Here is a 25,422-nt window from a genome sequence, read left to right as displayed (position 1 = left end):
CGAACGATGAAGAAGATCTACTCGACGATGCTGCTGCTGTCCGTGGCCCTTGCCGGCAACGTGATGGCGCAGAGCAAGACCCCGTATGCGGGTCCGCGCGTGCCCGTGAAGCGCTCACTTGACCCTGCCGTAACCGTTGGTCCCGCCGCGAGCGGTGCGCGCAGCGAAGTGCTCTGGGAGAGCGATTTCTCCGCTCCTGGCGATTGGGCCATCGCGCATGACGGCCCGGTAAACCTCGACTGGCAGATTGGCACCGGTCTGGCCAGCACCGGGGATTATCCAACTCCCGCCATTGAGAGCACAACGGCCGCCAACGGCTACGCGATGTATGATTCGGATGCCGGGGTGAACACCTCTGGCAACTTCGAGTATGCCCACATCACCAACGCTGCCTCATTCAGCACGGCGGGCTACCCGAACGTCATCGTGGAGTTCCAGACCCAGTACCGCCGCTTCAACAATGAGCAGACCTTTCTGGTGGTGAGCACCAACAACACCGATTGGCCTACCAACCTTGAGCCCGGCACTGACATCAGCGGCCTGACGAATGTGTTCCACGTGTTCGCGCCCGGCGAGCTGACCCAGGGCGTCTCCCCCGGCAACCCGGTGACCAGGCGGATCAACATCTCCTCCGCAGCAGGCGACCAGCCGCAGGTGTGGATCCGCTTCCTCTTCGTGGGCATTTGGGGCTACACCTGGTATGTGGACGACGTGAAGGTGCTCGAGCAGCCAGCCTACGATCTGGTGCTGCAGAACGGCTTCCTCTCCCACACGGGAAATGGCGAGGAGTATGGCCGAGTTCCGTCCGGCCAGTTGAACCCCACCATGCGCGTGGGTGGCGACTTCTTCAACTTCGGCGTGAACCCGATGACCAATGTGGCACTGAGCATGACGGTCGCTGGCGCCTCCCCCTTCAACGCCAGCAGCACCCCGGTGGACCTGAACAGCGGCGTGGAAAGCGCCATGGATCAGGATGTTACCCTTCCGAACGGCGGTGCCTTGGCGCCTGGCGTGTATAATGCCGTGTTCGCGCTGGCCGGTGCCGAGAGCGATCAGGAGGAAGACGTTCTGAACAACGCCTACCTCCGGAACTTCGAGGTGAACAACGATTGGTATACCCTCGACGGCATCGGCAACCACCCCGCCGGCTACGAGGCCCTCACCTCTGCCGGAACGAACAGCTTCACCGATGCCACCGACGGCCTGGTGCTGTTCAACTACTACGAGTTCCGCACCGCGCAGATGGTCTACGGCATGGAGATCGGCATCACCAGCACCTCGCAGGTGGGCTCCTACTTCATCGCCTCCATCTATGACACCACCCTCACTGCCGACACCCACCTCGATGTGCCCCTTTACTCGACGGACGTGATCGACATCACCCAGGCCCACATCGATGCCGGCAAGGTGACCGTGATCTTCCCCGAGGCGCAGAACATGCAGCCCGGCGGCTACTTCTTCGGCATCCAGATGTACAGCAACGGCGGCGCCAACAACCTGCGCGTGGTGGACGACCTCACCGTGCCCCAGCCGGGCCTTGCCAGCGGCATCGACATCCCCGGCCCTGCGGACCAGGTGTACAGCAACGGCAACGCCTACCACATCCGCTTGGCGCTGAACAGCGCCGTTGGCATGCCCGAGCAGGAGCTCACTGGCGTATCGCTCTACCCGAACCCCGCCAACGGGATCGTGAACTTCCGCACCGAGGCCTTCGGCAACTACGCCATCCAGGTGCTCGACCCCTTGGGCCGCGAGGTGCTGAGCACCCGTAGCAACGGCAGCGCTACACTCGACCTCCGCGGAAACGCCGCCGGATTGTATCTGGTGCGCATCACCGACGGCCAGGCGAGCACCGTGCAACGGATCACGCTGAACTAAAGGGAGCCTTCCCGAAGCAAGAGCCCCCGTGCCATGGCACGGGGGCTCTTGCTTTACGGCGCGCCGGAATGGATCAGCGCCCGCCCGAGAGGGAGCGCTTCACCTGTCGCATCAGATTGCCGGCGAAGACGAACTCGTTCAGCTCCTGGTTGTCGCTGTGCATGAGCGCTTCGCGATCGCCTTCCCACCACTTGCGCCCCTTGTGGATGAAGACGATGTGCTCGCCGGTCTCCATCACGCTGTTCATGTCGTGCGTGATGACGATGGTGGTGGTGTTGAACTCCTCGGTGATCTCCTTGATCAGGTCGTCGATGACGATGCTCGTCTGCGGGTCGAGGCCGCTGTTCGGCTCATCGCAGAAGAGGTACTCGGGCTCCATGGCGATCGCGCGCGCGATGCCCACCCGCTTCTGCATGCCGCCGCTCAGCTCAGCCGGATAGAGACCGTCCTTGTCCACGATGTTCACGCGCCTCAGGCAGGAGTGCGCGCGGTCGGCCATCTCGCTGCGCGCCATGCGCCCGAACATGCGCAGCGGGAACATCACGTTCTCGATGACCGTGAGGCTATCGAAGAGCGCAGAGCCCTGGAAGAGCATGCCGATGCGCTGGCGGATCACGCGCTTCTCCTCGGCATCCAGGTCATGGAAGGAGCGCCCCTCGTAGAGCACGCGCCCCTCCTCTGGCCTGTGGAGGCCCACCATGCACTTGGCCAGCACGCTCTTGCCCGATCCGCTGCGGCCGATGATCTGGTTCACCTTGCCGCGCTGGAACACCGCATCGATGCCCTGGAGGACCTGCACCTCGCCGAAGCGCTTGCCCAGGCCCTCCACCGCGATCATAGCAGCAGGGCTTGCGTGAGCACGAGGTTGGCCAGGAGGATCACCACATTGCTGTATACCACCGCGCGCGTGCTGCTGATGCCCACCTCGCGCGTGCCGCCCCTGGTGTAGTATCCCTGGTAGGCGCTCACCGTGGTGATGATGAAGGCGAACACCACCGTCTTGATCAGGGCGTAGACCACGTGGTAGGGCTTGAATCCGAGCTGGATGCCCAGGATGAAATCATCGCTGGCCACCACGCCGGTCTGCACCCCGGCCAGCCAGCCTCCGAAGATGCCCAGGAACATGCTGATCATCACCAGGAACGGATTGATGAGCATGGTGGCTGCGATCTTCGGGAGGATGAGGTAGCCCGCCGAGTTCACGCCCATGATGTCCAGCGCGTCGATCTGCTCCTTCACCCGCATGGATCCGATCTCGGCGGCGATGTTGCTGCCCACCTTACCGGCCAGGATCAGGGAGATCACTGTGGGGCTGAACTCCAGGATGGTGCTCTGCCGGGTGGCGAATCCCACCACCCAGGCCTGAATGAGCGGGCTGTCGATGTTCGTCCTTGTCTGGATCGTGATCACCGCCCCCATGAAGGCCGAGAGCAGGGCCACGATGCCCACGCTCTTCACCCCCAGCAGGTCCATCTCCTCCACCGTGCGCCTCACATAGATGCTGAACCGCTCCGGCTTGCCGAAGGTGTCGCGCAGCAGGAGGAAGTACCGGCCGATATGGAAGAGGATGCCCAAGGCGATGCGGCCAAAAGTAGGCCTTGATCCCCACCGCGCGGCGCCCCGGGCACCTACCTTCGGGCCCGTGCAACCGCGCATCATCGCCTCCCGCACCCTGCTCGTGCTGGCCATCGGGCTGCTGGCCGCAGGATGCGCGAGCGGCCCGAAGAAGTACCGGAAGAAGCGGGGGTGCGATTGCCCGAAGTGGAACCAGGCGCCCGCACGCCCCGCCGGAGAACATGCCTGGCATTGGCCGGAAGGGGGAGGCCTGCTCGGCTGAGCCCGCCATGGCACCCGGGGGATTGGATGCGCTGCGCCGCCGCCTGCCCGAAGGCGCATGGCCTCCGGTGGCCGAGTGGCTCAGGGCCCATCCGGTGCAGGTACGGGTGGTGCGGGCCAGGCGCACCAAGCTCGGCGACTACCGCAACACCGCTGATGGCGGCTTGCCCAGGATCACCGTGAACGGCAATCTCAACCCCTTCGCGTTCCTGGTGACGCTGGTGCATGAATTCGCCCATCACGACACCTTCCTCCGCGCCAGGCGGGCGGAACCGCATGGGCCGGAATGGCGGGCTGCCTACCAGCGGCTCATGCGCCCCTACCTGTCCCCTGCGGTGCTGCCCGCAGACGTGCTGGCCGCGCTGCATACCCACCTCAGGAAGGCACCGGCCAGCAGCTGCGCCGACCCCCAGCTCATGCGTGCGCTGCACCGGCACGACCCCGCCCCCGGGCTCCTGCTGGAGCGGCTGCCCGAACGCGCCGTGTTCCGGTTCAACGGAGCCGTGTACGTGAAGGGCCCTCGGCTGCGGAAACGGTTCCGCTGCGCCTGCCTCAGCAACCGCCGCAACTACCTCATGCACCCGCTCATCGAGGTGGATGCCGCGTCCCCCGCGCGGTTGGATGCCGCTTGGGCCAACCCCAGTACCTTGCGCCACGGATGAAGACCGAACACACTTGGTGCGTAATCATGGCCGGTGGCGTGGGGAGCCGATTCTGGCCGATGAGCCGGAGCGCCTATCCGAAGCAGTTCCTCGATTTCCTCGGGCTGGGCCGCACGCTTCTGCAGCAGACCTACGACCGCTTCCTTCCGCTCTGCGGCAAGGAACGCATCCTGGTGGTGACCAATGCGCGCTACGCCGCCATCGTGCGCGAGCAGCTGCCCGACCTTGAGCCATGGCAGGTGCTGGAGGAGCCCGGTCGCCGCAACACGGCACCTTGCGTGGCGTTTGCCAATGCCGTCATCGCACGGCGCGACCCCGAAGCCGCCATCATCGTCGCCCCCAGCGACCACCTCGTGCTGAAGGAGGAGGCCTTCCTCGGCACCCTCCGAACCGCCCTTGACCAAGCCGTCTCCGCCGATTGCCTGGTGACGCTCGGGATACTCCCGAGCCGGCCCGACACCGGGTACGGCTACATCCAGTTCGCCGAGGACGGCGCATCGAGCCACCCCAGGGTGAAGAAGGTGCGCACCTTCACCGAGAAGCCCGACCACGAAACCGCGCTCCGGTTCCTGGAGAGCGGAGATTTCCTCTGGAACGCCGGGATCTTCATCTGGACGCTGAAGAGCATCGACCGCGCCATGAAGCGCCACCTGCCGGCCTTGGCAAAGGCCTTCACCGACAGGGAGAAGGACCTGGCCGGTGACCGGTTCACGGAAGCCGTGGCGGCCGTCTATGCCGAATGCGAGAGCGAGAGCATCGATTACGGAATCATGGAGAAGGCGGACAACGTCTACACCGTGGCAGGCGACTTCGGCTGGAGCGACCTGGGCACTTGGGGCAGCCTGTACACCCACCTGCCGAAGGATGACAGCGGGAATGCCGCCATCGGCAGCGCTGTGAAGCTCTACGGCTGCAGCGGCAATGTGGTGCATGCGCACGATGGCCGGCTGCTGGTGCTTCAGGGGCTGGATGACTACATCGTGGTGAGCACCCACGACGCGCTGCTGGTGTGCCGGAAGCGGGACGAGCAGCAGATCAAGCAGTTCGTGACCGACCTCACCGCCGAGAGTGGCGAGCGCTACATCTGATAGGATGCGCGGAACCGCCCCATGATCAGGTTTATTTTGGCGCCTGCCAGCCCGCATCCGTGAGCGCATTCGAACTGATCACCGGCCAGGAAGCCCTGGCCGCGCATTGCGCAGGGCTCGCGGGTGCACAGGTCATCGCACTCGATACCGAGGCCAGCAGCTTCCACCGCTACCGGGAACGGGTGTGCCTGGTGCAGCTCAGCACCCGCGCCTCCACCTTGCTCGTGGACCCGCTGGCCGTGCCCGACCTGGCCCCCTTGGGCAGACTGCTCGCCGATCCCTCCATGGAAGTGGTCATACACGATGCGGACTATGACCTGCGGATCCTGGCCAAGTACCATGGCATCCGGGTGGAGAACGTCTTCGACACCCTGGTCGCCGCCGAACTGCTCAACGAGCCGGAAATCGGCCTGGCCTCACTGCTGAAGAAGTATCAAGGCGTACAGGTGGACAAGAGGTTCCAGAAAGCGGACTGGAGCAAGCGGCCGCTGCCGGCTGACATGCTCGCCTACGCCGCCGGCGACACCAGCCATCTGATCGCGCTGCGCGACCAGTTGAAAGACCTGCTGACCGAGAAGGGGCGTTGGCCCTGGGCCGAGGAGGAATTCGCCCTCCTTACCGATGCGCCTTTCAACCTGGCTGCCGATGATGAACCGGCCTACCTCAAGCTGAAGACCGCGAAACTCCTGAAGCCGCACCAATTGGCCATCCTTCGCGAGGTGCACGCGCTGCGCGAGCAGATAGCCGAGCGCATGGACCGCGCGCCCTTCATGGTGGTGGGCAACGAGGTTCTGCTGCAGCTGGCCACCGACCCGCCCGGCAGCCTGCAGGAGCTCGGGCGACGCAAAGGCGTCGGTGACCGCTTCCTCGAGCGCCATGGGCGGGACCTGATGAAAGCCATCCAGCGCGGCCTGGAGCTGCCCAAGGACCAATGGCCGCAGGTTCCCCGCCCCAAGCGCTGGCCCCGCGACCCAGATTTCGACGAGCGGCTCAAGCGATTGAAGCAAGTACGCGACCGGCTCACGGCTGAGCATGACCTGAGACTGGGCATCGTGGCCAGCAACCAGATGCTCACGGAAATCGCCCGCACCCTGCCGGGTGATTTGGAGGCCCTGTCACGCCTGCCCGGCATGCGCCGATATCAAACCCGGCTATTCGGCGAGGCGCTGTTGCAGGCGCTCTGAAAGAGCCGAGGGTAGGTCCAGATGTGAGCAAAGTCACCCTTCGCATAGCTATATAGCTATACGTTTGTGCCATCGATGACCAACATCATGGCCGCAACAACGCTAGACGAGCGCATCGGCTCGGACAAGCTCAATCGGGCAAGCGAACTGCTGCGTGCAGCAGCCCACCCGCAGCGCTTGGCCATCCTGGATGCGCTGGGGCAGCACACCCATCTGTGCAACAGGGAGCTTCAGGTCATGCTGGGGATCGAACAGGCCATCCTGAGCCAGCACCTCACCCTCATGCGCGATAAAGGCCTTCTGGATTGCCGGAAGGAAGGCAAGTTCACCCACTGGACCCTGCGCCGGCCGGAATTCCTGCGCATCGTCAACTGCCTCGAGAACTGCTGCGATAAGCTCTGATGCACATGGAGATCCTCGGTTACATCGGCGCCATCCTCATGGGCTTGTCCCTCGGCCTCATCGGCGGCGGCGGCAGCATCCTCACCGTGCCCATCCTCGTCTACCTGTTCAGCATCGATGCGGTGCTGGCCACGGCCTATTCGCTCTTCATCGTGGGGCTCACCAGCCTCATCGGCTCCTTCAGCCACATGCGCTTGGGCAACATCCATTGGCGCACGGCCATTGTGTTCGGCATCCCGAGCATCCTGGCCGTTTACGCCACCCGGGCATTCCTGGTGCCAGCCCTCCCCGACCCCCTCCTCACATTAGGCGACCTGGCGGTGAGCAAGGCGCTCGGCATGCTCATCCTGTTCGCGCTGCTGATGGTGTCCGCGGCCTACAGCATGATCCGCAAGCCAAGGGCCAAGGCGAACGGCATTGAAGGCGGCAAGGTGAGCTTCAACTACCCACTCATCCTGGTGGAAGGCGCGGTGGTGGGCACCATCACCGGGCTGGTAGGCGCAGGCGGCGGCTTCCTCATCATCCCCGCCTTGGTGCTGCTGGCCAAGCTGCCGATGAAGCAGGCGGTGGGCACCTCCCTCATCATCATCGCCGCCAAGAGCCTCATCGGCTTCACCGGCGACCTGGGCGGCGACGAGCTCATCGACTGGAACTTCCTGCTGGTGTTCTCCGCTATCGCGGTGGTGGGCATCATCGCCGGCAGCCTGCTCAGCAAACGCATACCGAACGAGAAGCTCAAGCCCGCCTTCGGCTGGTTCGTGCTGGTCATGGGCGTGTATATCATCGCCCGCGAACTCTCCAACCTCAGCTAACTCACGGGCATCCTCCCATCGCCCGGACCCACCCAACACGCAAAACAACCCCCATCATGAAGATCGAACAGATCTACACCGGCTGCCTGGCGCAAGGCGCCTACTACATCGAGAGCGACGGCGAGGCCGTCATCATCGACCCGCTGCGGGAGACCCAGCCTTATCTGGACCGCGCCAAGCAAAGCGGAGCGCGCATCAAGTACGTGCTCGAGACGCACTTCCACGCCGACTTCGTGAGCGGCCACCTGGACCTCTCCAAGAAGACCGGTGCACCCATCGTGTACGGCCCCAATGCGAACCCGCAGTTCGATGCGCACATCGCCACCGATGGTGAGGTGCTGAAGGTGGGCAAGGTGACCATCACCGTGCTGCACACGCCGGGCCACACCATGGAGAGCACCACCTACCTGCTGAAGGATGAGAGCGGCAAGCCGCACGCCATCTTCACCGGTGATACCCTCTTCATCGGCGATGTGGGCCGCCCCGACCTCGCGCAGAAGATGGGCTCGCTGACGCAGGAGGACCTGGCCGGCTACCTGTACGAGAGCCTGCACACCAAGATCATGTCCCTGCCCGATGACGTGCTGGTGTACCCCGCGCACGGGGCCGGCAGCGCCTGCGGCAAGAACATGAGCAAGGAGACCTGGGACACGCTGGGCAACCAGAAGCAGACCAACTACGCGCTGAAGGCCGCGACCAAGGAGCAGTTCATCAAGGAGGTGACCGATGGCCTGCTGCCGCCGCCCGCCTACTTCCCCCAGAACGTGGCCATGAACAAGGGCGTGATCGAGAGCGTGGACAGCGTGAAGGAGCGCGGCATGCGTGCCCTCACCCCCGACCAGTTCGAGCTGGTAGCCGAGACCGAAGGGGCCCTGGTGCTCGACACGCGCGGTGCGCAGACCTTCAAGGACGGCTTCGTGCCCCGTAGCATCAACATCGGCATCAAGGGCGACTTCGCTCCCTGGGTGGGCGCCATGATCCCCGATGTGAAGCACCCGCTGCTGCTGGTGACCGATGAAGGCATGGAGGACGAGGTAGTGACGCGTCTGGCCCGCGTGGGCTACGACAACGTGTTCGGTTACCTGAAGGGCGGCATCAGCGCTTGGAAGGCGAGCGGCAAGGACGTGGACACCATCGAGAGCATCCCCGCCGAGGAGTTCGCGAAGCGCTTCCACGCGAACAAGCTGCGCGTGGTGGACGTGCGCAAGGACGGCGAATACGAGGCCGAGCACGTGGACGGCGCCTGGCATGCCTCGCTGCAGTACATCAACCAGAACCTGGCCGCCTTCAGCAAGGAGGAGACCAACTACATCCACTGCGCCGGCGGCTACCGCAGCATGATCGCGGCAAGCCTGCTGAAGGCCCGCGGCTGGCACAACATCGTGGATGTGGCGGGTGGCTTCAACGCCATCAAGAACAACACGGACGTGAAGGTGACGGACTACGTCTGCCCGAGCACCTTGAAGAAGTAAACCGAAGCGAATGGTGAATGGTCAATGGTGAATGGGGCGCCGAACAGGCATTCCCATTCACCATTCGCCAACGACCATTCACCAAGATCCCCCAACATCATGCTCGAGACCCTGAAACAACCGTGGCCGTGGTACTTGGCCGGCGCCCTCATCGGCCTCACCGTGCCCTACCTGCTGCTCGTGGGCAACAAGACCTTCGGCATCAGCAGCTCGCTGCGCCACCTCTGCGCCGCCTGCATCCCCGGCGATGTGAAGTTCTTCAAGTATGACTGGAAGAAGGAGGCCTGGAACCTGTTCTTCGTGGGTGGCATCGCCGTGGGCGCCTTCCTGGCCGCCACTTTCCTCAGCGACCCCAACCCGATCATGCTGGCTGAAGGCACGCAGGAATACCTCGCGAGCAAAGGCATCACGGATACCAGTCACCTGCTGCCCGCCGAGATCTTCAGCTGGGAACAGCTCTTCACGCTGCGCGGCCTGATCTTCTTCGTGGTCGGCGGCTTCATGGTCGGCTTCGGCACCCGCTACGCCGGCGGCTGCACCAGCGGCCACGCCATCATGGGCCTCAGCAGCCTGCAGTGGCCCAGCCTCATCGCCACCGTGATGTTCATGGTCGGCGGCATCCTCATGACGTGGTTCATCCTCCCCTACCTCCTGACCCTCTGACGCCCCATGGAAAAGACCATAAACAAGACCCCGGCGGTGGAAACGAACACCGACTTCGAGGTACGCTCGCTGGACACCATGTGCGTGAACGAGAGCCAGGTGGAGCGGCCCTGGTGGGATAACCTGAAGTACAGCGCCTGGGGCGTGCTCTTCGGCATCGTCTTCTTCAAGGCCGAGATCATCAGCTGGTTCCGCATCCAGGAGATGTTCCGCTTCGAGAGCTTCCACATGTACGGCGTGATCGGCACCGCCGTGGTGGTGGGGCTGATCAGCGTGCAGCTGATCAAGCGCTTCGGCATCAAGACCGTGCAGGGCGAAGCCGTGGTGATCCCCAACAAGACCTTCAACAAGGGCCAGATCTACGGCGGCCTGCTGTTCGGTCTGGGCTGGGCCATCACCGGTGCCTGCCCAGGGCCGCTGTTCGCGCAAATCGGCGCAGGCTACTCGGTCATCATCGTCACCTTCCTCAGCGCTTGGGCGGGCACGTACGTGTATGGTGTCATCCGCGACAAGCTCCCCCACTGAACACCGCGCCATGCTCATCCCGGTCGTCGTCCTCATCGCCACGCTGCTCGTGCTCGTCGTGCTGCACGTGCTCGACGATGCCGTGGCCACGCTCCAGGAGCGCATGGGGAACCCGCGCAGAACGGGCCTGAGCTGGAGCAAGCGCATCACCTGGGTGCTGCTCGTGCTGGTGGTCGCGCAGTTCTTCATCCCCCCGGGAGCGTTCGAGCCCAAGCCGCCGCCGCCCGAGCCCTTGCCGCAAACAGCCATCTACGCGGCAGACAGCCTCTGGGCTGGCGCCGATACCAGCCGGCTGGCCTTCCTGGATGATGCCCAGGAGGAGCTGATCCGTTACGGGCGGGAGCTCATCGCGAACACCGCGCACTACATCGGCCCCAATGGCACGGTGATGCGGAACACGAACGCGCTCAATTGCCAGAACTGCCACCTCGACGCCGGAACGCGCCCGTGGGGCAACAATTACGGCGCGGTCTGGAGCACCTACCCGAAGTTCAGGGCGCGCAGCGGAGCCACCGAGACGGTGGTGAAGCGCGTGAACGATTGCGTGGAGCGCAGCCTCAACGGAACCGCGCTGGACAGCACCGGCCGCGAGATGCAGGCTATCCTCGCCTACATGCAATGGCTGGGCACGGGCATCGCCAAGGAGAAGAAGCCCAAAGGCAGCGGCATCGTGGAGCTGGCCTTCTTGGACCGCCCGGCCGACCCCAAGCGCGGGCAGGCCGTGTTCGAGGCCAAGTGCATGTCGTGCCACGGCAAGGATGGCCAGGGCATGCTGAAGGCCGATGGCGTCACGCACATCTACCCGCCGCTCTGGGGCGACGGCAGCTACAACCAGGGCGCCGGCCTTTTCCGAATGAGCCGGTTCGCCGGCTACGTGAAGGCCAACATGCCCCAGGGCGCCACGTGGGAGACCCCGCAGCTCACCGACGAGGAGGCCTGGGATGTGGCCGCCTATGTGAACTCCCAGCCCCGACCCGCCAAGGACCTCACCGGTGATTGGCCCGACATCAGCAAGAAACCCGTGGACCACCCGTTCGGGCCCTACGCCGACAAGTTCCCCGAGAAGCAGCACAAATACGGCCCGTTCGGACCCATCGCCTCCTACTACAAGAAACCATGAGCGAGATCATCCACCCCCCTGGCTGCACCTGCGGCGCCCACAATGAGAAGGCATACGGGGTCAGCCGAAGGCAGGCCCTGAGATCGCTCGGCGCGCTGGGTGCGGGGCTCACGCTCGGCCCCACGGTGGCGCTCGGCTCCATGGGCGATGCGCAACGCCGCGAAGAGCTCGTGGGCAGCCGCGCTGTGCAGAGCGGCAAGGCCGGCAAGTTCACCATCCTCTTCACCAGCGACATCCACTCGCAGCTGCACACGCATGACGAGTTCTTCCTGGAGAACGGCAAGCCCGTGTACAAGAAGCGCGGCGGCTACGGTGTGCTGAAGAGCATGATCGACACGCTGCGCAACGAGGACCCGGCCAACACCATCGTGATCGACGGTGGCGACTGCTTCCAGGGCGGCGGTGTGGCGGCCAAGAGCGAGGGGCGCGCCATCGTGCCCCTGATGAACAAGGTGGGCTACGACCTGCTCCTGCCCGGCAACTGGGAGGTGGTGTACGGCAAGGAGAACATGCTGAAGGACCTGGGCGGCTACCGGGGCGCGAAGATCTGCGCCAACATGTGGCACGAGCCCCTGGCCGACTACTGCGGCGACATGGTGGACCCCACCGCCGACATGGCGGGCGAGATGATCTTCCAGCCTTACTGGACCAAGGTTGTGGCCGGTGTCAAGATCGGCTTCATCGGCTACAACGATCCCCTCACGCCCAAACGCCAGTCGCCGGCGTACAGCTGCGGCATCAAATTCACCAAGCCCGAGCAGAACGTGGCGCGCTACATCCGCATCCTGCGCGATTACGAGGGCTGCGCCATGGTCTTCCTCGTCACCCACATGGGACTGGCCCAGCAGGTGGATCTGGCCAACAAGCCCGAGGTGGAGGGCGCCGACCTCATCCTGGGCGCCGACACGCACGAACGCGTGCGCAAGCCCATCGAAGCGAAGTACAGCAAGGTGGTGGAGCCCGGTGCCTTCGGCTCGTTCGTGGCGCGGCTGGACGTGGTGGTGGAGAACGGCCAGGTGAAGGACAGCCACTACGAACTTCTCGATGTGGACCCCGAGAAGTACCCGGCCGACAAGGGCATGCTGCAGCTCGTGGACGAAGTGAGCGCGCCCTACCAGGAGGAGCTCAGCACGGTGGTGGGCAGCACGAAGAACACACTGGTGCGCTACTACGTGATCGAGAACCCGATGGACAACCTGATCACGGACGCCATCATGTGGAAACTGAAGCCCGATGTGGCCATCAGCAACGGCTTCCGCTTCTGCCCGCCGATCGTGGCCGACGGCAAGAACCCTACGCCCATCACCAACGACGACCTGTGGAGCATGATCCCCGTGGACAGCGAGGCCAAGTACGGCGAGGCCACGGGGGAACAGCTCTGGAACTGGCTGGAGAAGGAACTGCACAACGTGTTCGCGAAGGATCCTGCCAAGCGCTTCGGCGGCTGGGTGGTGCGCTTCAAGGGCATGACGGCCAACTTCACCATGCACAACGACCTCGGCAAGCGCGTCAACTGGATCAAAATCGGCGGCAAGCCCATTGACCGCAACAAAACCTACCTGATCGCCGCGTGCGAGCGCGAGGGCGATCCCGATGACACCCTGTGCCGACTGGAGAAGGTGAAGAACCCGCGCCGTGCGAACGTCACGATGCACACCATCCTGCGCGAGTACTTCGGCAAGTTCAGCCCGGTGGCACCGAAGGTGGAAGGCCGCATCACGGCAACCGATGCGCCGCAGACCCTGCTGAGCCAGCTGGAAGGGTACGATTATGAGTTCCGGTGAGCAGAGTCACTGAAGCACTGCGGGCATCCGCGGCACCTTTGTCCTCGATCATGAAAAAGCTCATTCTTCTCCTGCTCCTCGCTCTCTCCGTACTGGGTTCCCTCAAGGCCCAGGACACGCCAATGAAGCACCGCATCGTGATGCAGCTCGTGAGCGGCGACACATTGGTGCACAAGGGGCTGATGCGCCAGCTGCGCAACATGAAGGAGGCCGCGCCCAAGATGGAGCTGGAGGTCGTGTGCCACGGCCCGGGCATGGACCTGCTGATGGGCGACCGCAGCATCGTGCAGGCGAAGGTGAAGGAGTTCGCCGCGCAGGGCATCGTGTTCCTGGCCTGTGAGAACACCATCAAGGAGCGGAACCTGGACCGCGCGAAGGTGCTTCCGGATGCAGGCTTCGTGAAGGCCGGAATCATCCACATCGTGGAACGCCAGGAACAGGGCTGGAGCTACATCAAGGCAGGCTTCTAGGTCATGCATCATAACGAACTGCACCAGGCTTCACGAGGGAGCCGGATGGCCGCTGTTGCACTCCTGGCCCATCTGGCCATGGGTGCCACCGCTCAGCACGAGGAGCACGACCTGCCGCATTCCGACAGCCTGCGCCAGAACAGCCAGCTGTTCGAGATCATGCAACGCGGCACCTTGGAAGGACGCTTCCGCCAGTACAACATGGTCACGGTCAATGAAGGCGCTCCGGCGGATTACTGTGTCGTCGCCTTCGGCGGCGTGCTGGGCTACGCCTCGGACCGGTGGCATGGCCTTCAGTTCAAGATGGCAGGTGGCTTCACGTTCGACCTCGCGTCCAGTGACTTCGAGGAGATCGATCCGGTGACAGGAGGCACCAGCCGTTACGAGATCGGCCTGTTCGATGTGACCGACCCGAAGAACGTGGAGGACCTCGCCTACCTGCACGAGTTCCAGTTGAACTACGTCAGTCGCGACCGTCGCACCGAAGCGGTGTTCGGCAAGCAGGAGCTCAACACCCCCTTCCTGAACCCACAGGACGGGCGCATGCACCCCACCTTGTTCGAGGGCATCTGGGCGCGCCACAAATTGAAACATGGCACCACGGTGCAGGGCGGCTGGCTGTACCGGGTGGCACCGCGAAGCACGAGCAAGTGGTACCATGTGGAGGAGAGCACCCACTTGTACCCCGCAGGCCGCAACATCATGGGTGAACCATCCTCCCATGGCGATCACCAGAACAGTCTGGGCATCTTCGCCCTGTCGGCGAAAGAGCAGATCGGCCGGCACATGTCGGTCACCCTGTGGGATGTGTACGTGGAGAACATGTTCAACACGGCGATGCTCCAGTTCGACCTGGGCAGGCGCGATGACCGATGGAGCCTCTCCATGCTCGGCCTTGCACAGAGCCCGGCAGCACAAGGCTCCCTGGCCGACCCCGAGCGGGCCTACATGCCCGAAGGCGAGGAGAGCATGGCCTTCAGCGCCCGGCTCCGCCACGTGCCCGGCAAGTTCCGCTGGCAGCTCAACTATACGCGGATCACGGCCGGCGGCAGGTATCTGATGCCCCGTGAATGGGGACGCGACCCATTCTTCACCTTCCTCCCGCGTGAACGGAACGAAGGCCTCGGCGACGTGCATGCCACCACCGTCAACCTCATCCTGCGCGATGCGGTCAAGGGTCTCCGCATAGAGCTTGATGGCGGCGCATACTGGCTACCGGCGATCTCCGACGTCCGATTGAACAAGTACGCGTTCCCCTCTTACGCCCATTACGCCCTGAACACCCAATACCAGTTCAGTGGCGGTTGGAAAGGATTGGCCGTGCAGCTGCTCTATCTGTACAAGATGCCGCTCTATGAGCAGAACCTTAATGAGCGCCAGGCCTTCAACAAGGTGGACATGCACCACGTGAACCTCATCGTGAACTACGCCTTCTGAGCGCCCTTGGTGATGCGCGTCACCCACGCCGGTCCCGCGGATACGGACCTTTGTGGCACAAACAACATCCCTCCCATGTTCGGCAATCTCTTCGGCCTCGGCACCAAGGTGGACCTCGGCCAGAAAATCAAGGAAGGCGCGCAGATCATCGATGTGCGCACACCCGACGAGTTCCGCGCCGGTCACCCCAAGGGCGCGGTGAACATCCCGCTCGACCGCCTGCAATCGCAGCTGGGCAAGATCAGCAAGGACAAGCCCGTGATCACCTGCTGCCGCAGCGGCGCCCGCAGCGGCATGGCCGCCGATGCGCTGAAGAGCGCCGGCTATGAGGCCTACAATGGCGGCCCTTGGCAGAACGTGCAAGCCCTGCTGCGTTGAGCGCGCTGCTCCAATGGCACTGGTCCCGCTGGCTGCGCCTGCTCGCAGGCATGGCATTCCTGGGACAAGGCTTCGCCAGCGGTGATGCCTTCGCCTACGGAGCCGGGGCCTTCTTCAGCCTGCAGGCCATCCTGAACACCGGCTGCTTCGCCGGCACCTGCGCCCCGACACCTGCGCGGGCAGCCGGCAAAGACGACGAACCCACCTACCAAGAGATCAAATGACAACCTCAGAGAAAGCCACGAGCTTCAAGGATATCATCGCCGGCGACAAGCCGGTGCTGGTCGACTTCTCCGCCGAATGGTGCGGCCCTTGCCGCGTGATGGGCCCCATCCTGGAGGACTTCAAGCGCCGTGTAGGCGAGAACGCCACCGTGCTCAAGATCGATGTGGACCGCAACCCGGCGGCGGCGCAGGCCTACCGCATCCAAGGCGTGCCCACGCTCATCGTCTTCAAGAACGGGCAGCCCGTTTGGCGGCGCAGCGGCGTGATGAGCGCCGATCAGCTGCAGGAGGTCATCGCACCATTCATGTGAGCGACTCCAACCTTCATCTACCACGAAACCACCAACAGCATGGAACCAGTCATGATGCCCCGCATCGGCGACAAGGCGCCCGATTTCGAGGCCAACACCACCCACGGCGTGCTCCGCTTCAGCGACTTCGCCAAGGACCATTGGGTGATCCTCTTCAGCCATCCGGCTGACTTCACCCCCGTATGCACCACAGAGCTCACCGAGTTCGCGCGCAACAAGGAATGGTTCGCCACCCGGAAGACGAAGCTCATGGGCGAGAGCATCGACAGCATCCACAGCCACGTGGCCTGGGTGCAGAACGTGCGCGAGAAGACCGGTGTATACATGGACTTCCCGATCATCGCGGACATCGACATGAAGGTGGCGAAGCTCTACGGCATGCTGCACGAGAACACGAGCAATACCGCCGCCGTGCGCGCTGTCTTCTTCATCGACCCCAAGGGCGTCATCCGCCTCATCATGTACTACCCGCTGAACGTGGGCCGCAACATGGAGGAGATCATGCGCGTGCTGGAGGCCATGCAGACCACCGATGCACATGCATGCGCGATACCGGTGAACTGGAAGAAGGGCGAGAAGGTCATCGTGCCCCCGCCCAAGACGCTGGCCGAGCTCGATGCCCGCAATGCGGACAACAAGCTGGAGAAGGTTGATTTCTACCTGGCGAAGAAGCAGCTCGCCTGAACCTGCCAAAGAACACCCATAGCATGCGAACCATTGCCATCATCCCCCTGCTGAGCATCCTGGTGCTCACTGCCTGCGGCCAGGCCGGCCAAGCCGGAAATGCAACAGCCGTCGGTCCCGATGCCTTCGAGAAGGCCCTTGGCACACCGAAAGCCCAGCTCATCGATGTCCGCACCGCGAGTGAATACGCCTCGGGCCACCTGGATGGCGCACGGAACCTTGATTGGACGAACGGCCAGCTGCAGGCCGGGATGGCCACGCTCGACAAGCAGGCACCGGTGCTGGTGTACTGCGCCTCAGGCCGCAGGAGCGCCGCCGCGCGTGAGGCGCTTCTGCAAGCCGGTTTCAAGGACGTAACGGATATGGCCGGAGGCATACAGGCCTGGACAGCCAATGGCAAGCCCGTCGTGAGGTAGGCACACGGGTATTGCCCAAGGAGGGGGCCCGGGGCGAAAGCTCCGGGCTTCTCTTCTCGTGACGTCAGGGCCTGCCCACCTGAAGCCCGGCACGGCCCGGGATGAACCGGAGCCCATCCACATGGCCCATCGTGCGGCCATCGGTGCCGAGGAAATGCAGATGGATGAAGGAATCGTGGTGCGTGAACACCGTGCGATGGTGGCGTGAGAACACAGCGAGCACTTCGCCCTCAATGTCCTTGAAGCTGAATTGGCGCTTGTAGCGCGCGCCTTCCGCTGGCCCTCTGAACGATGAATCAGCGGGCAGGTCCCAGACGTGCAGATCCACCGCATCGAACCGTCCGGCCAACCGGAAAAAGAAGGGCTCATCCCCGCTCCGCTGATCGAGATAGGCATCCAGGTGCCGATCATCCGCCACCTCACGGGGCAGCTTCACGTCCTCCCACCTCGCCACCCGCGCATGCACGAAGAAGGGCGCCTTGACGGTGCTGTCCACCTGCACCACCAAGCTGTCACCGTCGACGCGCGCCACATGGCAACGGCCATCCACCAAGGTGATCTCGCCGCGCATATGCTCAAGCGGTCCCATGCCATATACGCCAGGCAGGCCCAGCGTGTCCATGGCGATGAGTCCGCTGCATTGGCCATCCCACATGGTGCGCTTGAGCGCCCCCGTGGCGATCACTTGGGCGCTGCCGGGGAAACCGAGGAAAACAGCGACCGCTAGAGGGGCGATACGCCTCATCCCTCGCTCGTCATCTTGGCCGGGTCCACCCACTTGTCGAAATCCTCGGCGCTCACGTGGCCGAGCGCGATGGCGGCCTCCTTCAGCGTGGTGCCTTCCTTGTGCGCCTTCTTCGCGATCTCGGCCGCCTTGTAGTAGCCGATGTGCGGGTTGAGGCTGGTCACGAGCATCAGCGAATTCTCCAGGTGACGCTTGATCACCGGGCGGTTCGGCTCGATGCCCTCGGCGCACTTGTCGTTGAAGCTCACGCAGGCATCGCCGATCAGGCGGGCGCTTTGCAGCACGTTCGCAGCGATGAGCGGCTTGAACACGTTGAGCTCGAAATGACCGTTGCTGGCCCCGATGCTCACGGCCACATCATTACCCATCACCTGTGCGGCCACCATGGTGAGCGCCTCGGGCTGCGTGGGGTTCACCTTGCCGGGCATGATGCTGGAACCGGGCTCATTGTCCGGGATCACGATCTCGCCGATGCCGCTGCGGGGACCGCTGCTGAGCATGCGGATGTCGTTGCCGATCTTCATGAGCGAGACCGCGAGACGCTTCAGCGCGCCGCTCAGTTCCACCATGGCATCGTGGGCGGCCAGCGCCTCGAACTTGTTGGGCGCGGTGACGAAGGGCAGGCCCGTGAGCTCGGCGATCTTCTTCGCCACCAGCGCGCTGTAGCCCTTCGGCGCGTTGAGGCCGGTGCCCACGGCGGTGCCGCCGAGCGCCAGCTCACGCACCATCTCCAGTGCGTTGTTCACGGCGCGGAGGCCGTTGTCGAGCTGTTGCACGTAGCCGCTGAACTCCTGGCCCAGCGTTAGCGGCGTGGCGTCCATGAAGTGCGTGCGGCCGGTCTTCACCACGCCCTTGAAGGCCTCAGCCTTCTTCGCCAGCGTGTCGCGCAGTTTCTTCACGCCCGGGATGGTCACCTCCACCGTCAGCTTGTAGGCCGCGATGTGCATGGCCGTGGGATAGGTGTCGTTGCTGCTCTGGCTCTTGTTCACATCATCGTTGGGGTTGAGCACCTTCTGTTCGTCTGTGAGCTGGCCGCCGTTGAGCACGTGCGCGCGGTAGGCGATCACCTCGTTCACGTTCATGTTGCTCTGGGTGCCGCTGCCGGTCTGCCAGATCACCAGCGGGAACTGGTCATCCAGCGCCCCGGTGAGGATCTCGTCGCACACGCGGCCGATGAGGTCGCACTTCTCCTTCGGCAGCTTGCCCAGCTCCAGGTTGGTGAGCGCGGCGGCCTTCTTCAGGTAGGCGAAGGCATGCACGATCTCGCGCGGCATGCTGCCCGGCGGGCCGATGCGGAAGTTATTGCGGCTGCGCTCGGTCTGCGCGCCCCAGTACTTGTCGGCGGGCACCCTCACCTCGCCCATGGTGTCCTTCTCGATGCGGTAGTCGCTCATGGCTTCGCTTCAATTTCTGACATCGAACACCGCATTATCAACATCGAAGCGGGGTCTACCTCCCTTCGACATTCGGTATTCAATGTTCTGTGTTCATCATTCTCAGACCTTCTGGCTCTGCCCGTGCATCATCAGATAGGCCTTCAGGAACTCATCGATCCCGCCGTTCAGCACATCATCCACGCTGCTCGTCTCGTGCTCGGTGCGCACGTCCTTCACCAGCTTGTAGGGCTGCAGCACGTAGTTGCGGATCTGGCTGCCCCACTCGATCTTCTTCTTGCCGGCCTCGATCTCGCTGCGCTTGCTGCGGCGGCGCTCCAGCTCGGCCTCGTACAGCTGCGACTTCAGCAGCTGCAGCGCCTTGTTCTTGTTCTCCAGCTGGCTGCGCGTCTCGGTATTCTCGATGATGATGCCCGTGGGCGCGTGGCGCAGGCGCACGCCGGTCTCCACCTTGTTCACGTTCTGCCCGCCGGCACCGCCGCTGCGGAAGGTGTCCCACGTGATGTCCGCCGGGTTGATGTCGATCTCGATGCTCTCGTCCACCAGCGGATACACGTACACGCTCACGAAGCTCGTGTGGCGGCGCGCATTGCTGTCGAAGGGGCTGATGCGCACCAGCCGGTGGACGCCGTTCTCGCCCTTCAGCATGCCGAAGGCGAACTCGCCATCCACCTCCAACGTGGCCTGCTTGATGCCCGCCGCTTCCCCGTCCTGGTAGTCCAGCACCTTCACCGCGTAGCCGCTCTTCTCCGCCCACATGCGGTACATCCGCAGCAGCATCAAGGCCCAGTCGTTGCTCTCGGTGCCGCCCGCACCGCTGGTGATCTGCACCACCGCGCTCAGGGGGTCCTCCTCGGCGCTGAGCATATTCTTGAACTCCAGCTCCTCCAAGGCCTTCTCCGCCTTGCCGAATTGCGCTTCCACTTCCTCTTCGCTCACCTCCTTCGCCTTCCAGAAGTCGAACATCACGCCCACATCGTCTATCTCGCGCTTCACATCTTCCCAGAGCGCCACCCAGCGCTTCAGCTCGCGGATCTTCTTCATGGTGGCCTGCGCCTTCTTCTGGTCGTTCCAGAAGTCGGGGTCGTGGGTGTATTTCTCCTCCTCGAGGATACGCCCGCGCTTGTCCTCGATCTCGAGGTAGCCCTTGAGCGCTTCCAGGCGTTCACCGAGGCCGCCGATCTTGTCGATGGTGATCATTCCGGGCGCGAAAGTAGCTGGGGCGGGGCTGTCCGTTGCATGTTGCTGGCTGTCAGCCCTTGGCAGCGGGCGGGCGGCACCTAGGCCAGCCCCTCGAGCGCCCGCTTCACCTCTTCCGACGCAAAGCCGCGTCGCAGGAAGTACGCCATCACCTTCTGCCGCTTCCTGAAGGCATCGGGCTCCTTCTCCCTGGCCCAGCGCTTGACCACCAGCTCACGCAGCTTTCCGCTCTGCTCCTCTCGGTCGATGGCCTTGAGCGCCACCCGGATGCAGGGCTCGCTCACCTGCCGCTGCCTCAGGGCCGCCTCGATCTTGCGGAGCCCCCAGCCCTTCTGCCGCAGCTTGCTCACCGCGAAGTGCTCGGCGAAGCGCGCCTCGTTGAGGAAGCCTTCACCGATGAGTTGGCTGATGATGGACTCGATGTCCTTGGCGGGCACCTCCCATGCGTAGAGCTTGTCGCGCACCTCCTGCTGGGCGCGCTCCTGCCGGGCGCAGTAGGCGCGGGCTTTAGCAAGGGCGTCGGAGATGGTTGGCTTCTTCGGCATGGGGAGCCTGCCGAACCTGCAAACGCCTCACACCGGCACCTCGTTCCCCGCGTCATCCTGCACGGTGTACGCCAGGTACTGCAGGGCGCCCTCGGGCTTCACCTTCACCCATTTCCTCCAACGCAGGTACCACTTGTGCTGGATGCTGGGCAGGCCTTTGGTGAGGAAGGCGTGGATGAAGGGGTGCACGCAGAGCGTGAGGCCGGTCATGCCCTTCTCGCCGTGCAGGTAGTTGAGCGCGTTCTCGATCTCGTCGATGATGAGCACGGGCGCCTGCACCTCGCCGGTGCCCTTGCAGGTGGGGCAGCTCTCGGCGGTCTCGATCTCGGTCTCGGGGCGCACGCGCTGGCGGGTCATCTCGATGACGCCGAAGCGCGAGGGCGGCAGCACGTTGTGCTTCGCCTTGTCGTCCTCCATGGCATCCTTCAGCGCCTTGTGCAGCAGGCGGCGGTTCTCGGGCTCATAGAGGTCGATGAAATCCACGCAGATGATGCCACCCATGTCGCGCAGCCGCAGCAGGCGGGCGATCTCCTTGGCCGCCTCCACGTTGATGTCGAGGGCGTTCTTCTCCTGGGCCTGGCTGCCGCCTTTGCGGCTCCCGCTGTTCACGTCGATGACGTGCATGGCCTCGGTCTTCTCGATGATCAGGTAGGCGCCGCTGGGCAGCATCACCTGCTTACCGAAGGCCTGCTTGATCTGCTTGTTGATCCCGAAGCTGTCGAAGATGTCGATCTTCCCTTTGTAGTGCTTGACGATGCCCGCCTTCTCCGGTGCGATGCTCTGCAGCGTCGTGCGGATGTCCTCGGCGAGGAGCTCATCATCCACGTGGATCCCGGTGAAGCTCTTGTTGAGCACGTCGCGCAGCACGGCGTTGGTGCGGTCCACCTCGCCGAGCACCTTCTTGGGCGGCTGGGCGCTGCGCAGGTTGCTGAACATCACGTCCCAGCGCTGGAGCAGGTTCTTGAGGTCATTCTCCAGGTCGGCGCTGTCCTTCTCGGCGGCGTTGGTGCGGATGATCACGCCGAAGTTCTTCGGGCGGATGGCCTGCATCAATTCCTTCAGCCGCTTGCGCTCCGCCTCGTCGGTGATGCGGCTGCTGATGCTCACCTTGTTGATGAAGGGCACCAGCACCATGTAGCGGCCTGCCAGGGTGACCTCGGCCGTGAGGCGCGGGCCCTTGGTGCTGATGGGCTCTTTGGCGATCTGCACCAGGATGCTCTGGCTGGCGCTGACGATGTCGGAGAGCTTTCCGTCCTTGGGGATGTCGGGGTCGAGCTTCCAGTCCTCCAGCAGGCTGCTGGCGACGGTGCCCGCCACCGCGCCCTTGGCGAACTTGTAGCTGTTGCGGTACTGGGGGCCCAGGTCGAAGTAGTGGAGGAAGGCGTCCTTCTCGTGCCCAACATCCACGAACGCCGCGTTGAGGCCGGGCGCCACCTTGCGCACCTTGGCCAGGTACACATCGCCCACGGCGAAGCCGCGCTCGGTCCTCTCGCGGTGGAGCTCGCTCAGCACCCTGTCCTTCAACAGGGCAATGGCCACCTCCCCCCCGGCCGAACGGATGACGAGGTCTACGCTCACGCGATGGCGATGTGATGATGCATGGAAGCAGGCACGCGGGTGCGCACGACAGCGGCCCCTGAGGACCCAAGGCCCTCAGGCAGCAGCAGCGTCACCGGCTACTACCGGATCTTCTTCTTGTGGCGGTTCTTCCGCAGGCGCTTCTTGCGCTTGTGGGTGGCCATCTTGTGGCGCTTCCGCTTCTTTCCGCAGGGCATGTGTGCTCAGTGTTCGTGTACGTGTCCTTCCAATTCCAACAAGAAGCCATCCACCACGCGGGTGATGGCCGTATCGTCAACCAATTCGCGGTACCGGTGCAGGCAGGCGATGGCCTGGTCGGTACTGTCCAAGGTGGCATAGGTGCGCCCCAGGTAGAACCAGACATCGGGGAAGCCCTCGGCGTCCAGGTCGCGCACCTTCTTGAAGCGCTCCAGCGCCTTCTCCATCTGTCCGCTCTGCACCGAGAACAGCCCCAGGTGCCAATGCGCCTCGGCATTGTCGGGCTCCTGCTCGGCGATCTCGCGCAGCATCATGATGCCGCGCATGGGGTCCTGACCCTGCACCAGGGCCACCGCCTCCATGGTGCGGGCCTTGGCGGGGGTGATGGCCGCCGCTTCCTCGCGCTTCCCCGAAGGTGTCCGGGGTACCAGTACCAAAAGAACGACTACCGCCGCGGCGCCGGCCAGAGCCAGCCACTGCGGCTTGCCCAAACCCATCATTGGCCTTCAGGCTTCTGCGACCGGTTCTTCACCTGGTCCACGAATACATCGGCGGGCTTGAAGGCCGGGATGTCGTGCGCCGGGATGATGATGGTGGTGTTCTTGGCCAGCAGGCGGCCGGTCTTCTGCGCCCGGTGCTTCACCACGAAGCTGCCGAAGCCGCGCAGGTGGACCGCCTCGCCGTGGGCCAGCTGGTTCTTCACCTCATCCATGAACGCTTCCACCGTGGCGAGCACCACCATGCGCTCGATTCCGGTCTTCTTGGAGATGATGCCCACCAGCTCTGCCTTCGTCATAGCCCGATTGATTTGGGGGCGCAAATATAGCCGGATCAACGGCACTCGCAACCCATCTTTGTGCCTGTATGTCAAGCCGTTCATGGTTCAGCCAGGCCCTGCTGCCCTGGTACCGCGAGAATCAGCGCCCTTTGCCGTGGCGCAAAACGCTTGATCCGTACCGCATCTGGCTCAGCGAGGTCATCCTCCAGCAGACCCGGGTGGACCAAGGGACCGCCTATTGGCACCGCTTCGTGGAGCGCTATCCCAGCGTGGCGCATCTGGCCAAGGCCTCTGAGGACCAGGTGCTTCGGCTCTGGCAAGGGCTGGGCTATTACAGCCGCGCCCGTAACCTGCGCACGGCCGCCCAGCAAGTGGTGAAAGAGCACGGCGGACAGTTCCCGGCCGACCATGCCGCCCTGCTGAAGCTCAAGGGCATAGGGGATTACACCGCCTCGGCCATCGCCAGCATCTGCTTCGGCATCCCGGAGCCCGTGGTGGATGGCAATGTCTTTCGGGTACTGGCCAGGGTCTTCGGCATCGCCACGCCCATCGACAGCACCGCCGGGAAGAAGGAGTTCCGGGCGCTGGCCGGCGAACTGATCTCCCGCGAGCACCCCGGCGACCACAATCAGGCGGTGATGGAGCTCGGCGCCACAATCTGTACGCCCAGGAACCCGCGCTGCGGCGAGTGCCCCTTGGCGCGCAAATGCATCGCGAAGGCAGAAGGGCGCATCGGGGAGCTGCCTGTGAAGGCGGGCAAGACAAAGACGCGCACCCGTCATTTCAATTACCTGCTGATCGAGGCGCAGGGAGGCATCTACCTCCGACAGCGCAGGGACAAGGACATCTGGCAGGGCCTGTGGGAGCTGCCCATGGTGGAGACGACGGCACCCATGACACGGCGGAGCTTCCATGCCCGGCTGCGTACGGTCCTTGGCCATGGATGGGCGATCGGCTCCATGCAGGGTCCGGTGAAGCACGTGCTCAGCCATCAGGTGATCCACGCCCTGCTCTGGAAGGCCTCCCCTCCGAAGGGCTTCACGCCGCCCACGGACTGGAAGCAGGTCTCTTGGGCGGCCCTCGATACGCATGCCCTGCCGCGGCTCGTGGAGCGCTACCTGCGGACCGACGACGGGGAAAACCACCCCTGAGGAACCGCTATCTTCGACCCTCCAATCCTGAAGCAAGCCATGTCCGGCGTGAACAAAGTGATCCTCATCGGCAACCTCGGCGCCGACCCCGAAGTGCGGCACCTGCAGAACGGCGCAGCCGTGGCCAACTTCCGCATTGCCACCAGCGAGACCTACAAGGACCGCCAGACCGGCGAGAAGCGCGAGCAGACCGAGTGGCACAATATCGTGGCCTGGCGCGGGCTGGCCGAGATCACCGAGCGTTACCTGCGCAAGGGCAGCAAGGTGTACGTGGAAGGCAAGCTCCGCACCCGCCAGTGGCAGGACAAGGATGGCAACACCCGCTACACCACCGAGATCCACGCCGATGAGATGACCATGCTGGACCGGCCCTCCACCGGCGCCCCGGTGCAGCAGGCGGCATCCGTTGCCGCGGCGCAGCCCGCCCCTGCGGCTGGTGGCGCCCAGGAGATGGAAGTGGACGACCTGCCCTTCTAGCCCGGCACCC

30 protein-coding genes are annotated in these 25,422 nt (G+C 64.0%); 21 read left to right on the top strand and 9 right to left on the bottom strand.

Translation table 11 applies throughout. The features are described from left to right. Positions 1-6: 6 nt before the first annotated feature. Positions 7-1,878, top strand: a complete 1,872-nt coding sequence (locus QY325_16110; GenBank protein WKZ66274.1) for a T9SS type A sorting domain-containing protein — start codon at positions 7-9, stop codon at positions 1,876-1,878. Positions 1,879-1,951: 73 nt separating this feature from the next. Here the strand turns inward: QY325_16110 and QY325_16105 are convergent, their stop codons facing one another. Further along, positions 1,952-2,716: an ATP-binding cassette domain-containing protein gene (locus QY325_16105; protein WKZ66273.1), complete on the bottom strand. Its 765-nt coding sequence runs from the start codon at positions 2,714-2,716 to the stop codon at positions 1,952-1,954. Beyond that, positions 2,713-3,453: an ABC transporter permease gene (locus tag QY325_16100; GenBank protein WKZ66272.1), complete on the bottom strand. Its 741-nt coding sequence runs from the start codon at positions 3,451-3,453 to the stop codon at positions 2,713-2,715. Before QY325_16100 ends, QY325_16105 begins: the two co-directional genes overlap by 4 nt. A 67-nt stretch (positions 3,454-3,520) precedes the next feature. On the opposite strand from QY325_16100, the gene QY325_16095 reads away from it, so the two are divergent. The 18 genes from QY325_16095 (at position 3,521) to QY325_16010 (ending at position 17,346) form a co-directional block, all read left to right on the top strand. Further along, a complete protein-coding gene (locus tag QY325_16095; protein WKZ66271.1) occupies positions 3,521-3,715 on the top strand; it encodes a hypothetical protein in 195 nt (64 codons plus the stop codon). 7 nt (positions 3,716-3,722) lie between these two features. Further along, positions 3,723-4,376, top strand: a complete 654-nt coding sequence (locus QY325_16090; protein WKZ66270.1) for a sprT domain-containing protein — start codon at positions 3,723-3,725, stop codon at positions 4,374-4,376. Then, positions 4,373-5,464, top strand: coding sequence for a mannose-1-phosphate guanylyltransferase (locus QY325_16085; protein WKZ66269.1), 1,092 nt, complete (start codon positions 4,373-4,375; stop codon positions 5,462-5,464). Before QY325_16090 ends, QY325_16085 begins: the two co-directional genes overlap by 4 nt. 59 nt (positions 5,465-5,523) lie before the next feature. Then, positions 5,524-6,648 carry a ribonuclease D gene (locus tag QY325_16080; GenBank protein ID WKZ66268.1) on the top strand — a complete coding sequence of 375 codons (1,125 nt, stop codon included), beginning with the start codon at positions 5,524-5,526 and terminating at the stop codon, positions 6,646-6,648. Between the two features lie 75 nt (positions 6,649-6,723). Beyond that, positions 6,724-7,050: a metalloregulator ArsR/SmtB family transcription factor gene (locus QY325_16075; protein WKZ66267.1), complete on the top strand. Its 327-nt coding sequence runs from the start codon at positions 6,724-6,726 to the stop codon at positions 7,048-7,050. Positions 7,051-7,055: 5 nt separating this feature from the next. Beyond that, positions 7,056-7,862 (top strand): sulfite exporter TauE/SafE family protein, encoded by an 807-nt coding sequence (locus QY325_16070; protein ID WKZ66266.1) that lies wholly within the window; start codon positions 7,056-7,058, stop codon positions 7,860-7,862. A gap of 56 nt (positions 7,863-7,918) precedes the next feature. Beyond that, the gene (locus tag QY325_16065) at positions 7,919-9,334 is read left to right on the top strand and encodes an MBL fold metallo-hydrolase (protein WKZ66265.1); all 1,416 of its coding nucleotides are present in this window, start codon (positions 7,919-7,921) and stop codon (positions 9,332-9,334) included. Between the two features lie 24 nt (positions 9,335-9,358). Further along, the gene (locus tag QY325_16060) at positions 9,359-9,997 is read left to right on the top strand and encodes a YeeE/YedE thiosulfate transporter family protein (GenBank protein ID WKZ66264.1); all 639 of its coding nucleotides are present in this window, start codon (positions 9,359-9,361) and stop codon (positions 9,995-9,997) included. A gap of 6 nt (positions 9,998-10,003) precedes the next feature. Beyond that, positions 10,004-10,522 (top strand): YeeE/YedE thiosulfate transporter family protein, encoded by a 519-nt coding sequence (locus QY325_16055; GenBank protein ID WKZ66263.1) that lies wholly within the window; start codon positions 10,004-10,006, stop codon positions 10,520-10,522. A 10-nt stretch (positions 10,523-10,532) separates the two neighbouring features. Continuing rightward, positions 10,533-11,642, top strand: a complete 1,110-nt coding sequence (locus tag QY325_16050; GenBank protein WKZ66262.1) for a c-type cytochrome — start codon at positions 10,533-10,535, stop codon at positions 11,640-11,642. Next, positions 11,639-13,426, top strand: a complete 1,788-nt coding sequence (locus QY325_16045) for a bifunctional metallophosphatase/5'-nucleotidase (GenBank protein ID WKZ66261.1) — start codon at positions 11,639-11,641, stop codon at positions 13,424-13,426. The genes QY325_16050 and QY325_16045 overlap by 4 nt, the downstream gene beginning before the upstream one ends. Positions 13,427-13,476: 50 nt before the next feature. Then, a complete protein-coding gene (locus QY325_16040; protein ID WKZ66260.1) occupies positions 13,477-13,896 on the top strand; it encodes a DsrE family protein in 420 nt (139 codons plus the stop codon). 45 nt (positions 13,897-13,941) lie between these two features. Then, on the top strand, positions 13,942-15,333 hold the full coding sequence (locus QY325_16035; protein WKZ66259.1) for a hypothetical protein: 1,392 nt from the start codon (positions 13,942-13,944) through the stop codon (positions 15,331-15,333). A gap of 75 nt (positions 15,334-15,408) precedes the next feature. Further along, positions 15,409-15,711 (top strand): rhodanese-like domain-containing protein, encoded by a 303-nt coding sequence (locus QY325_16030; protein ID WKZ66258.1) that lies wholly within the window; start codon positions 15,409-15,411, stop codon positions 15,709-15,711. Then, a complete protein-coding gene (locus QY325_16025) occupies positions 15,708-15,935 on the top strand; it encodes a hypothetical protein (GenBank protein WKZ66257.1) in 228 nt (75 codons plus the stop codon). The genes QY325_16030 and QY325_16025 overlap by 4 nt, the downstream gene beginning before the upstream one ends. Continuing rightward, a complete protein-coding gene (gene trxA, locus QY325_16020; GenBank protein WKZ66256.1) occupies positions 15,932-16,246 on the top strand; it encodes a thioredoxin in 315 nt (104 codons plus the stop codon). The genes QY325_16025 and trxA overlap by 4 nt, the downstream gene beginning before the upstream one ends. A 39-nt stretch (positions 16,247-16,285) precedes the next feature. Next, complete coding sequence (locus tag QY325_16015; protein WKZ66255.1) at positions 16,286-16,930, top strand: peroxiredoxin; 645 nt, start codon at positions 16,286-16,288, stop codon at positions 16,928-16,930. 23 nt (positions 16,931-16,953) lie between these two features. Continuing rightward, the gene (locus QY325_16010; GenBank protein WKZ66254.1) at positions 16,954-17,346 is read left to right on the top strand and encodes a rhodanese-like domain-containing protein; all 393 of its coding nucleotides are present in this window, start codon (positions 16,954-16,956) and stop codon (positions 17,344-17,346) included. 64 nt (positions 17,347-17,410) lie between these two features. On the opposite strand, the gene QY325_16005 is transcribed toward QY325_16010, so the two are convergent. The 7 genes from QY325_16005 to QY325_15975 form a co-directional block, all read right to left on the bottom strand. Continuing rightward, positions 17,411-18,091: an acetolactate decarboxylase gene (locus tag QY325_16005; protein ID WKZ66253.1), complete on the bottom strand. Its 681-nt coding sequence runs from the start codon at positions 18,089-18,091 to the stop codon at positions 17,411-17,413. Beyond that, the gene (gene fumC / locus QY325_16000) at positions 18,088-19,485 is read right to left on the bottom strand and encodes a class II fumarate hydratase (protein WKZ66252.1); all 1,398 of its coding nucleotides are present in this window, start codon (positions 19,483-19,485) and stop codon (positions 18,088-18,090) included. The genes QY325_16005 and fumC overlap by 4 nt, the downstream gene beginning before the upstream one ends. A 102-nt stretch (positions 19,486-19,587) precedes the next feature. Continuing rightward, positions 19,588-20,685: a peptide chain release factor 2 gene (prfB, locus tag QY325_15995; protein WKZ66251.1), complete on the bottom strand. Its 1,098-nt coding sequence runs from the start codon at positions 20,683-20,685 to the stop codon at positions 19,588-19,590. 80 nt (positions 20,686-20,765) lie between these two features. Beyond that, entirely contained in the window at positions 20,766-21,230 is a 465-nt protein-coding gene (locus QY325_15990) for a RecX family transcriptional regulator (protein WKZ66250.1), read from the bottom strand. 27 nt (positions 21,231-21,257) lie between these two features. Continuing rightward, positions 21,258-22,808: an Rne/Rng family ribonuclease gene (locus QY325_15985; GenBank protein ID WKZ66249.1), complete on the bottom strand. Its 1,551-nt coding sequence runs from the start codon at positions 22,806-22,808 to the stop codon at positions 21,258-21,260. 203 nt (positions 22,809-23,011) lie between these two features. Continuing rightward, complete coding sequence (locus QY325_15980) at positions 23,012-23,506, bottom strand: tetratricopeptide repeat protein (GenBank protein ID WKZ66248.1); 495 nt, start codon at positions 23,504-23,506, stop codon at positions 23,012-23,014. After that, entirely contained in the window at positions 23,503-23,886 is a 384-nt protein-coding gene (locus QY325_15975; GenBank protein ID WKZ66247.1) for an HU family DNA-binding protein, read from the bottom strand. Before QY325_15975 ends, QY325_15980 begins: the two co-directional genes overlap by 4 nt. Here QY325_15975 and mutY point away from each other — a divergent pair. Both mutY and ssb read left to right on the top strand, forming a co-directional pair. Then, complete coding sequence (gene mutY, locus QY325_15970; protein ID WKZ66246.1) at positions 23,871-24,935, top strand: A/G-specific adenine glycosylase; 1,065 nt, start codon at positions 23,871-23,873, stop codon at positions 24,933-24,935. The two genes, QY325_15975 and mutY, sit on opposite strands and share 16 nt — an antisense overlap. 39 nt (positions 24,936-24,974) lie before the next feature. Next, positions 24,975-25,412 carry a single-stranded DNA-binding protein gene (gene ssb / locus QY325_15965; protein WKZ66245.1) on the top strand — a complete coding sequence of 146 codons (438 nt, stop codon included), beginning with the start codon at positions 24,975-24,977 and terminating at the stop codon, positions 25,410-25,412. Positions 25,413-25,422 lie beyond the last annotated feature (10 nt).

This window comes from Flavobacteriales bacterium (assembly GCA_030584065.1).
GTDB lineage: Bacteria > Bacteroidota > Bacteroidia > Flavobacteriales_F > PHOS-HE28 > PHOS-HE28.
This window is presented reverse-complemented; position numbering and strand designations above follow the sequence as displayed.